General features: G+C 67.3%; 5 protein-coding genes. All 5 read right to left on the bottom strand.

Going from position 1 to position 10299, the window contains the following annotated elements:
* Nucleotides 1–2321, bottom strand: a 2321-nt coding sequence (locus tag AB1824_11850) for a TonB-dependent receptor (GenBank protein ID MEW5765657.1), incomplete at its 3' end; no start/stop codon positions are given.
* 86 nt (nucleotides 2322–2407) lie between these two features.
* Complete coding sequence (locus tag AB1824_11845; GenBank protein ID MEW5765656.1) at nucleotides 2408–5659, bottom strand: CusA/CzcA family heavy metal efflux RND transporter; 3252 nt, start codon at nucleotides 5657–5659, stop codon at nucleotides 2408–2410.
* Nucleotides 5660–5705: 46 nt separating this feature from the next.
* Complete coding sequence (locus AB1824_11840; GenBank protein MEW5765655.1) at nucleotides 5706–7106, bottom strand: efflux RND transporter periplasmic adaptor subunit; 1401 nt, start codon at nucleotides 7104–7106, stop codon at nucleotides 5706–5708.
* 126 nt (nucleotides 7107–7232) lie between these two features.
* The gene (locus AB1824_11835; protein ID MEW5765654.1) at nucleotides 7233–7616 is read right to left on the bottom strand and encodes a heavy metal-binding domain-containing protein; all 384 of its coding nucleotides are present in this window, start codon (nucleotides 7614–7616) and stop codon (nucleotides 7233–7235) included.
* A 55-nt stretch (nucleotides 7617–7671) separates the two neighbouring features.
* Nucleotides 7672–10227 (bottom strand): heavy metal translocating P-type ATPase, encoded by a 2556-nt coding sequence (locus tag AB1824_11830; GenBank protein ID MEW5765653.1) that lies wholly within the window; start codon nucleotides 10225–10227, stop codon nucleotides 7672–7674.
* Nucleotides 10228–10299 lie beyond the last annotated feature (72 nt).

Below are 10299 nucleotides of genomic sequence, written 5' to 3'. Positions count from 1 at the left end.
CAGAACCGATAGGACAGGTTCACCACGAGGGTCCGGCCGGGCTCCCAGACTCGGTGGCCCGAACGGAAAGGGTCCCGCTGGTAGGAGAGGTGGTCGCGATAGGCGCGGTCGAAGAGGTTCCGGAGGAGCATGGTCGCCTGGATCCCGTTCCAGTTGACGCCTGCCCGCGCGTTGGCGATGCCGTACCCCGGCGTCGGACGCTCCCGCAGATCCTCGTCCACGCGGTCCTGGCGGTCGGCGAAGACGCCCTCCACCTCCGCGAACCAGCGCCCCGTATCGTACCGGACGGAGGCGCGCGCCCAGAGGGACGGAATCTCCGCAACGGCGGAGGAGCGGATGCCCAGGGAAGGGTTCGTGTCCTTCGACGCTCGGACGGATGCGGCGTCCAGGTTCAGGAAGACACGGCTTCCGGCCACGGCGGAGAGGCTCAACTCCCCGCCCCAGAAACGGGCGTCCACGTTCGCATAGCTTCGCGCGACCATGTTCATGTATCCGGGCACGCTGTTCACGCGCGCCTGGTTGTGGACGGTGATGAAGGAGTGCACCCGGTCTCGGAACACGTTGGCGCTGGCGTAGAAGGCGGAACGGCGCACGGTGAAGCCGAGGTTCACTCCCGTGTTTCGGGGCACCTCGAGGGCGGGGTTCCCCACCCAGTCCGCCCCCATCCTGCGCAGGGCGAAGAAGAGTTCCTGGGGATCGGGAAAGCGGGACGAGGTGCCCACACCCGCTCGAATTTCTGCCCCGCCCGGGAGGGAGGCGGTGAGCCGAAGGTTTCCGGAGGGATAGGTATCCTTCCGGCTCCTGGATCGGGTGTCCTTGTAGGCCCAATAGAGGTCCGTGTTGGCCAGCCGGGCGTCGGCCGTGGAGCGGCTGGCATCCAACCGGCCGCCGGCGTCCAGGGTGAAGCGATCCGAGAGGCGGAACGCACGAGAAACGTACAGGCCCAAGTTGTTCGCATCCACCGAAGGAAGGGAGTACTGGGGCATGTACATGGCCATGGCGAAGCGCGTGACGGCGTACCAGTGCCTTCTCGCCACCTCGAGGCCCACGGCCGTGTCCCCGAACCGCAATTCGGTTCGGGCCCCTTCGGCCTTGGTGCGGCCATAGGTCCCCATGGTGTACCCGCGGGGCGCCATGGGGGAGATGGAGGAGGTCCGGTAGCCGTCGGTCATCCAGTGCGAAACGTGCGACACGTACGCCTGGGCCTCGACCACGGGTCCCTCTGGACCGGACGGGGTGTACGCGTAATCGGCGTGGAGGCGGTCCGTGTTGTCCCACACGCCGTCCATGAACAGGTAGGGGTACAGGACGTGATCCGCCTCCTGGCGGGAGACGGAGACGCCCACCTGGTGGTTTGGCAAGGGGCGAAACCACATCCCCGCCCACCCCGTTCGCACCGCGTAGGCCTGGGAATCTTCGGCCGATTCTCGATAGCCCGCTCCCTCGGTGAAGCGCTCTCCCCGCCCGTCGGTGAAGGGATCGGAGAATCGGTAGGAGGCTCCGGCCAGGAAGGCCAGGGAATCTCCCCCGTAGGACAGGGTGGCGGAGGGGTTGAAGTAGCCGAAGGACCCGCCAGAGACCACGGCGGATCCGTGAAATCCGGGCTCCGGAGTGCGCGTCACGATATTGACCACGCCGCCCAGGCTTCCCCCGTTTTTCACGTCGAAGGGCCCCTTCCCGAGTTCGACGCGCTCCACCTCCGACAGATCCACGTGAAACGCGGCCGGGTCCATATTGTTGGGGCAGGCTCCCTGGACGTGCACCCCGTCGATGAGGACGTTCACGTTGTCCCCCTGATAACCCCGGAGGACCAAGTCGCCCGCGATTCCGCCCTTTCGCACGCTCCAAAGGCCGGGGATCCGCGTCAGCGCCTCGCCCACGTCGGGCGCGCCGCTCTCGCGCAGTGCGAGGCCGGGAAGGCCGTCCCGCGGGTCCGATGCCACGACGTCCACCTCGCTGTCCGGGATCTCGAAGTCCATGGTGAAGCCCAGAGACCGGACCTCACCGGCGCTCAGGCGCACGGCGGGAACGGCGGCCCGTCGGTAGCCTTGGAGCGCGACCTCCACATCATAGTCCCCCGGTGTGAGTCCGCCCGCGCGGAACAGCCCGTCTTCTCCCGTCTGCACGCGGATCTCCTCGGCCCCCGCCCGCTGACGAACCTGCACGGTCGCCCCGGGGATTCCCACCCCGTCCGGGGTGGACACCCGGCCCGCGAGGGCCGCCTGGTCTGGGGGAAGCTCGGGAGAGGGCATCAGGGAGAAGGACGAGATGGAAACGACGAGACACAAACCCGCGGCCAGTGCAGACGAGCGCAGACTCATGATCCCCTCCGATCCGAATATCCCTTCGCGAACCCCGAGAGCCGCCCCGGGGGAGGATGGACCCTCCCCGGGCCGCACGACCGCTCTCAGGCGGGCCCCGCACCGACCAGTTCGCGTCGTTTCCACAAATAGAATAGCGCGGGATAGACAAGGAGTTCAAGAAGGAAGGACGTTACCAGCCCCCCCACGAGAGGGGCCGCGATCCGTTTCATGACGTCCGCTCCGGTTCCCATGGAAACCATGATGGGCAGGAGCCCGACGATGGACGTGGCCACGGTCATGAATTTCGGTCGGAGGCGCCGGACCGCCCCATGGACGACGGCCTCCTTCAGGTCCTGCAGATCCCGAAGTCTCCCCTCTCTCGCCGCGCTCTGGTGGGAGAGCCTCAGGAAGAGCAGCATGAAAACGCCCGTTTCGGCGTCCAGCCCCATCAGCGCGATCATCCCCACCCAGGTGGCGACGGAGACGTTGTAATCGAGGGCCGCCATCAGCCAGACCGCGCCGACGAGGGAGAAGGGAACGGCGAGGAGAACGACGAAGGTCATGAACGCCGAACGGGTGTTCAGGTAGAGCAGGAGGACGATGAGGAGGAGGGTCACCGGCACGATGAGTCCGAGCCTCTGGCGAGCCCTCGCCATGTTCTCCACCTGGCCGCTCCAGACGAGGTGAGTCCCCGGGGGCAGCTCGACGGCCCTGGACACGGCCTCCTTCGCTTCGTCCACGAAGGAGCCCACGTCGCGGTCCGCGACGTCCACGTAGACATACCCCGCCAGCCGCCCGTTCTCGTCCCGGATCATGGAAGGCCCCGTGGCGACGGAAAGGTTCGCCACCTGTTCAAGCGGGACCTGCAGTCCTCCGGAGGTTCCCACCAGGATCCGGCCCAGGGCGTCCAGGTCGTCGCGGAGGTCCCTGGGGTACCGGAGGTTGACCGAGTACCGTTCGCGGCCCTCGACGACGGTGGTCAGGGACTCGCCGCCCAGGGCCGTGGAAATGACCGCCTGGAGGTCCTCCAGGGGGATTCCGTACCGAGCCAGGTCCTCCCTTCGGGGCGTGATGTCCACGAAATACCCGCCCGCGGCCCGTTCGGAAAAGACGCTCCGCGTGCCGGCAACACTCCGGAGGGTCCGCTCCACCTCTTCGCCCAAGCGTTCGATGACCTTTGGGTCGCTTCCGAGGATCTTGATCCCCACGGGCGTGCGTATCCCCGTGGTGATCATGTCGATGCGCCCCTTGATGGGCATGGTCCACGCGTTCGTGTTGCCGGGGATCTGGATGGCCCGGTCCATTTCCTCGATGAGTTCCTCCCAGGTGATCCGGTCGGGCCAGACCAGGCGCAGGGGCGCCTTCAGGAATCCGGGCATCCAGGAGGAGTACCAGCGGGGCTTCTCCCGCCACTCTCCGGGCGGTTTCAAGACCACCGTGGTCTCCATCATGGAAAAGGGGGCGGGATCGGTGGAGGTCTCCGCCCGTCCGGCCTTGCCGAAGACCGACACGACCTCCGGAAACTCCTTGAGGATTCGGTCCTGGACTTGAAGGAGCCTGGATGCCTCGGTGACGGAGATCCCCGGAAGCGTGGTCGGCATGTAGAGAATGGTCCCCTCGTTGAGGGGCGGCATGAATTCCCGGCCCAGGCTGAAGTAGGCCGGGACCGTGGTCAGGACCAGGAGGGAAGCCGCCGCAAGGACGGTCCAGGGGTGGTCGAGGGTCCACCGGCAGGGGCCCTCGTAGAGCTTGTGGAGAAACCGGCTCAGAGGCTGGTCTTCCTCTTTCCGGTAGGTGCCCACGAGAAGGCCGTTGGCCGCGCGGGACACCAGGGGGGACCGGAACGTGAAGGGTCGGACCCGGGTGAAGAGCATCCGGACGGCGGGATCGAGGGTCACGGCGAGGAGCGCCGCCAGGATCATGGTGAGGGTCTTGGTGGCGGCCAGCGGGTGGAAGAGCCGTCCTTCCTGGCCCACGAGGGCGAACACCGGGAGGAAGGAGACGGCGATCACCAGGACCGAGAAGAAAACGGACGGCGCCACCTCCTTGAGCGCCTCGAGGCGCAACGCGAGGTGGTCTTCGTCGGAACCGCCCCGCCACGTCTCCATCTTCTTGTAGGCATTCTCGACCTCCACGATGGCCCCGTCCACGAGCACTCCGATGGAAATGGCGATGCCCGACAGGCTCATGATGTTCGAGGTGATTCCCATGTAATACATCGGGATGAAGGCCAACAGGACGGAAACGGGGATGGTGATGATGGGGACGATGGCGGAAGGAAAGTGCCTCAGGAAAAAGAGGATCACGAGGCTCACCACCGCCATCTGGAGCACCAGCTCCCCCGTCAGGGTGCCGATGGCGTCCCGGATCAGGCCCGAGCGGTCGTAGGTGGTCAGGACCTCCACGCCTGGGGGCAGCGAACCCTTCAAGTCGTGAAGCCTCTCCTTCACGCGCTCGATGACGTTCAGGGCGTTCTCGCCGTGGCGCATGATGACGATGCCGCCCACGGTCTCGCCGGCACCGTCCAAGTCCAGCACCCCGCGGCGAATCTGGGGACCGAGGTCCACGCGCGCCACGTCCCTCAGGAGGACGGGGGTCCCGCCCGCGGAGGTCCGGAGGACGACCGACTCCAGGTCTTTCGGGGATTTCAGGTACCCCCGCCCCCGGACCATGTACTCCTTCCCGCTCCACTCGATGAGGCGGCCTCCCACCTCGCCGTTGCTCTTTCGGACGGCCTCCGCCACCTCCAGCACGGAGATGCCGTAACCCTGAAGGCGGAAGGGGTCCACCGTGACCTGGTACTGCTTCTGGAAACCTCCGATGGAGGCGACTTCGGCGACCCCCTCCACGCTCTGAAGCGCGTACCGCAGGTACCAGTCCTGGTAGGTTCGCAAGTCTGCGAGGTCGTGGCTGCCGCTCCGGTCCACCAGGGCGTACTGGAAGACCCAGCCCACTCCCGTGGCATCGGGGCCGATCTCGGTCCGGACCCCCGTGGGCAGTTGGCCCTGGATCTTGGCGAGGTACTCCACCACACGGCTCCGGGCCCAGTAAATATCGGTCCCGTCCTCGAAGATGACGTAAACAAAGGAGAATCCAAAGTCGGAGAATCCTCGGATGTCGCGAACTCTCGGTGCCCCCAAGAGGGCCGAAACGATCGGGTAGGTGACCTGGTCCTCAAGGATGTCCGGGCTGCGGTCCCAGCGCGAAAGGATGATGACCTGCGTGTCCGAGAGGTCGGGGATGGCGTCCAGGCGGATGCGCGTCAGGACGTGGAAGGCGTAGAGCACGGCGGCGGCCACGGCCAGGATGACCAGGATCCGGTTCCTGGCGCTGAATTCGACGACTCTGCGAATCACGGGACCGCCCCCGCATCCACGCTCGATGAGAATGGATGGACCGAGTTCATGGACCGTCTCCCGCGGCTTGAAGGGCGGCGCGGAGGGACGATTCGGAGTCGATGAGGAAGGTGGAGGAGGACACGACGCGATCTCCCTCCGAGAGGCCGCTCAGGACCTCGGACTTCCCCCCGCCCTCCAGCCCCACCTCGATGAGGGCGGGCCGGACCTCGCCGGGGGAGGTCTCCACGAAGACGTACGCGCGGTCCCCGTCACGGATGACGGCAGAGGAGGGGATGCAGAGGCGTTCTCCCCCGTCGAAGGCGATTTCCGCCGAGGCGATCATGCCGGGCACGAGCTGAGCGTCCGGGTTGGGAAGCTCCACGATGACCCGGCTCGTCCGCACCTGCGGGTCCAGGGCCCTCTGGAACGTCCTGATCTTTCCCCGGAAACTCTTCCCGGGCAGGGAGGGCAATTCCAGGACGACGGGAAGGCCCTCCTTGAGAAGCGGCACCTCGCGCTCGAAGACGTCCACCTCCGCCCAGACCCTGGACAGGTCGGTGATCGTCAGGAGCGGATCGCCGGGGGTGACCTTCTGCCCCAGGACCACCGTATAGGAGGTGATGTATCCCGAAACCGGGGAGGCCATCTCCAGCGTGTCCTCGGCGGCCCCCGTCTTCTCGATCCGCGCGATCTGTTCGTCGCTGAAATCCCAGTCCTTCAACCTGAGCTTGGTGCGGTCCACTCCCTCCGTGGCGCCCTCGACGGCTTCCGGTTGGGTGCGCGTGGACGGGGGGTAGAACCGTTTGCCCCCGTACGCCGGAGAAGAGTTCAGGTACTGCTGTTGGATGCTCAGGATCCCGAGGCTGTAAATCCCCATGAGGGGCTGTCCTCGCGTGACCCGCTGACCCGCTGACCAGACGTGAAGGGATGTGACGAAGCCGTCCACCCTCGAGATGATGGGTCGCACCCGGGTGGGGTCGGCCACGATCCGGGCCGGAAGGCGCACGGTGCGATCGAGACGGGCCCGCTGAGCGGGAGAAGTCGAATATCCCATCCTGCGCATGGAGTCGGGCCCCAGCGTCACCGGGGCGAGCCCCGAGACCGTCCCGTGCCCCCGGGGTTCCACCTTCGGCGCGGGGACCAGGTGCATGCCGCAGATGGAGCAGTCCGAGGGGCCCCGCGATTGAACCTGAGGATGCATCGGGCAGACAAAGACCGCATCCGTCTTGTCCCTGGAGGGGGCATTCGCGGCGGTCGCGGGCCGGGAGGCCATGACCAGGTGCATCCCGCAGATCTGGCAGTCCCCCTTGCGGTCGGAGGTGACTTGCGGATGCATGGGACAGTAGTAGGCGGCCGTCTTCTCCGGTTTTCCCCCGCAGGACGCCAGGGATGCCAAGGCCGCGAGCAGGATGGCCGCCAGGCAAACTCCTCCCGCCCCACCCCTCCGCCTCCTCACCAGTGCCATGGAATACCCCTCCCGTAACGGGTCTTCAAGAATCAGGGTCATCGCCAGCAACGCCGGCGGCAATCGTGGTATTCCGTGCCTGGGCGGGCGGAAAGGCCTCCCCGTCCTCTCCGCCCTCCCAACGGCTCAGGCCTGTCCCTTGATCTTGAAGCCGAGGACCACGTTGCACTTGGGGCACGAGCCCGGCTTGTCGTAGTGGGCGCCGCACTGCCCGCATTCGTAGACGATGTCGGAGGCCTGGACCTCCTTCATGGTCATCCCGCATTTTGGACACTGGCCCGGCTCGGGGGAGATCTCGCAACCCATTTCGCACACGTACACGCGGCCCGTGGGTTGGGCGGGGGCTTCGGCGGCAGGCGCCGCGGCCGTCTCGACGGCCTGCGCGGCGGGGGCCGGCGCTTCGGCCGCCGCGGCGGATTTCTCCGTCTGCTCGGAGGCCGGCTTTCCGCAGGAGACGGCGAACAGGACGCACAGAAGGGCGGCGGTCAGCAACAGGCTCTTTCGGATCATGGCTCCTCCTTCGATCACAGGGACCGGGTCGCGGCATGCCGGGAACAAATCCCATTCAGTGTAAACGGTTTTCAGAAGGGAGGGAATTCCAGGAGGCGGGCCGCCTCAAACGAAGGGCGTTGCCGATAACGGTGACGGAGCTGAAGGACATGGCGGCCGCGGCGACCATGGGGCTCAGGAGGATCCCCAGAAAGGGGTACAGGAGCCCCCCGGCGAGAGGGATTCCAACGGCGTTGTAAAAGAACGCCCAGAAGAGGTTCTGCCGGATGTTGGCCACCGTTTCTCGGGACAGCCTTCGGGCTCGGAGAATACCCGACAGATCGCCCCTCACGAGGGCCACCGGCGCGCTTTCGATGGCCACGTCCGTTCCGGTCCCCATGGCGATGCCCACATCGGCGCGCGCGAGGGCGATGGCATCGTTGATGCCGTCTCCGGCGAAGGCGACGACGCGGCCTTCCGAGCGAAGTCTGGAAACGAGGTCGGCCTTTTCCGCGGGGAGCATCTCCGCACGCACTTCCTCGATACCGAGATGAGAGGCGACGGCCTCGGCGGTCGCCCGGCCGTCTCCCGAAGCCACGAGAAGGCGCACTCCCTCTGCCCGCAAGGCCTCCACGGCCTCGGCGGCGCCCGGCCGGAGGGGGTCTTCGGCGGCCAGCAGGGCCCCCGCGCGCCGATCCGCCGCCACGTAAAGGACGGACCTACCCATCCGCCGTTGCTCCGCGGCGGCGGTCTCCAGGAGGGAGACGTCGATGCCCAGGTCGGCCATGAGCCGCAAGGTCCCCACGGCCGCTTCACGGCCTTCGACCCGCCCCGTCACGCCCAGCCCGGGGACCGATTGAAATCCGTCGGGTCGAGGAGGCGCAATCCCTCTCTCCGACGCGGCCTCCAGGACGGCGGCCGCCAGGGGATGTTCGCTGGCCCGCTCCAATCCCGCCGCGATGCGCAGGGCCTCGTTCTCCTCAAAGGGGTGGGCCCGGATCACGTCGAGGATGCGAGGCCTTCCCTCCGTAAGGGTCCCCGTTTTGTCCAGGACGAGGGTGTCCACCCGGGCCAGGAGTTCGAGGGCCTCCGCGTTGCGAAAGAGGACCCCTTCGCGGGCGCCCCGGCCCATGGCGACCATCACGGACATGGGGGTGGCGAGCCCCAAAGCGCAGGGGCAGGCGATGATGAGGACCGAAACCGCCGCCACGAGCCCGTGGGCGAGACGGGGCTCGGGCCCCCATGCGGCCCAGCCGGCGAAGGCCGCCGCCGCACCCGCCATCACGGCCGGTACGAAGACGGCGGCCACGCGATCGGCGATCTTCTGGAGGGGGGCGCGTGTACGCTGGGCCTCGGCCACCCGGGAGACGATGCGGGACAGGAGGGTATCCGCCCCGACCCTCTCCGCCCGGATCACCAATCCGCCCGTACCGTTGAGAGTAGCCCCGACGACCGGATCGCCGGGCCCCTTTTCCTTGGGCATGGGCTCGCCCGAGATCATGCTCTCGTCCACGGCGCTGCGCCCCTCGACGACTTTTCCATCCACGGGGATCTTCTCCCCGGGCCGGACTCGCAGGAGGTCTCCCGCCTTCACCTCCTCCAACGGAACATCCCGTTCGGACCCACCCGCCTCGAGCCTCCGCGCCACGACCGGAGCGAGCGCGAGCAGGGCTCGGAGGGCGTCTCCGGTCCTGAGCCTGGCGCGCAGTTCGAGCACTTGTCCAAGAAGGACAAGAAGGGTGATGGTGGCGGCGGCTTCGAAATAGACGGCCACCCTCCCATCCGCGAGACGGAAGGAGGCCGGGAAGAGGTCGGGGACCAGGGCGGCCGCCACGCTGTAGCCGTAGGAGGCGCCGACTCCCAGCCCGATGAGGGTGAACATGTTGGCGCGCCTGTTTCGAACAGAGGCCGCGAAGCGCTCGAAGAGGACCCATCCCGATCCCAGAACGACGGGCGTGGCGAGGACCATCTGCACCCAGGTCGAAAAGGTGCCAGGGAGGATTGCGCCGTGGTGCATTCCGGGAAGCATCTCCGCCATGGCCAGGATCCACAGCGGCGCGGTCAGGAGGAGCGCCCACCAGAACCTTCTTGTCATGGCGCGAAGCTCCGGATCGGCGCGGGCGGAGGAGGGGAGGGATCGAGGTTCGAGGGCCATGCCGCAGATCGGGCAGGCGCCCGGCGCCTTCCGAACCACCTCGGGGTGCATGGGGCAGGTATACTCGACCGCGGCGGAAGGGAGGAGGGGCGTGGCCGATTCCAAGGCCATCCCGCAGGAGGGACAGGCCGCGGGCACCGGGGATCGGACCTCGGGACACATGGGGCAGACGTACGCGGCAGGCGCGGCGGGAGGGGAAAGGGAGGCCCCCGCTCCCAGTTGGACGGGCTTCTGCAGAGACAGCGGGGTGGGGCGGGTTCCGATCGGTGCGGGCCTTTCGGCCATTCCCCCGGGAACGTAGGCGGGGTCGAGGAAACGGTCGGGATCGGCGAGAAACCTTTCCCGGCACCGGGGGTTGCAAAAGTGGAAGCTTCGTCCGCCGTGCTCCGCGGACCCTCCTCGGGGGGCGGCGGGGTCCACGATCATGCCGCAGACCGGATCAACCGACCGCCCCCCATGGAGAACTTCATCGGTCATGGGGCCTCCGGTTCACCGGACGGGTTGCTCGCCCGGAAGTTTGGCCAGGTACTTCTGGGGATCCTTTTCGAA

The organism is Acidobacteriota bacterium (assembly GCA_040752915.1).
GTDB lineage: Bacteria > Acidobacteriota > UBA4820 > UBA4820 > DSQY01 > JBFLVU01.
Note: the sequence above shows the minus strand (reverse complement) of the source record. Positions and strands in the feature narration are given on the sequence as shown.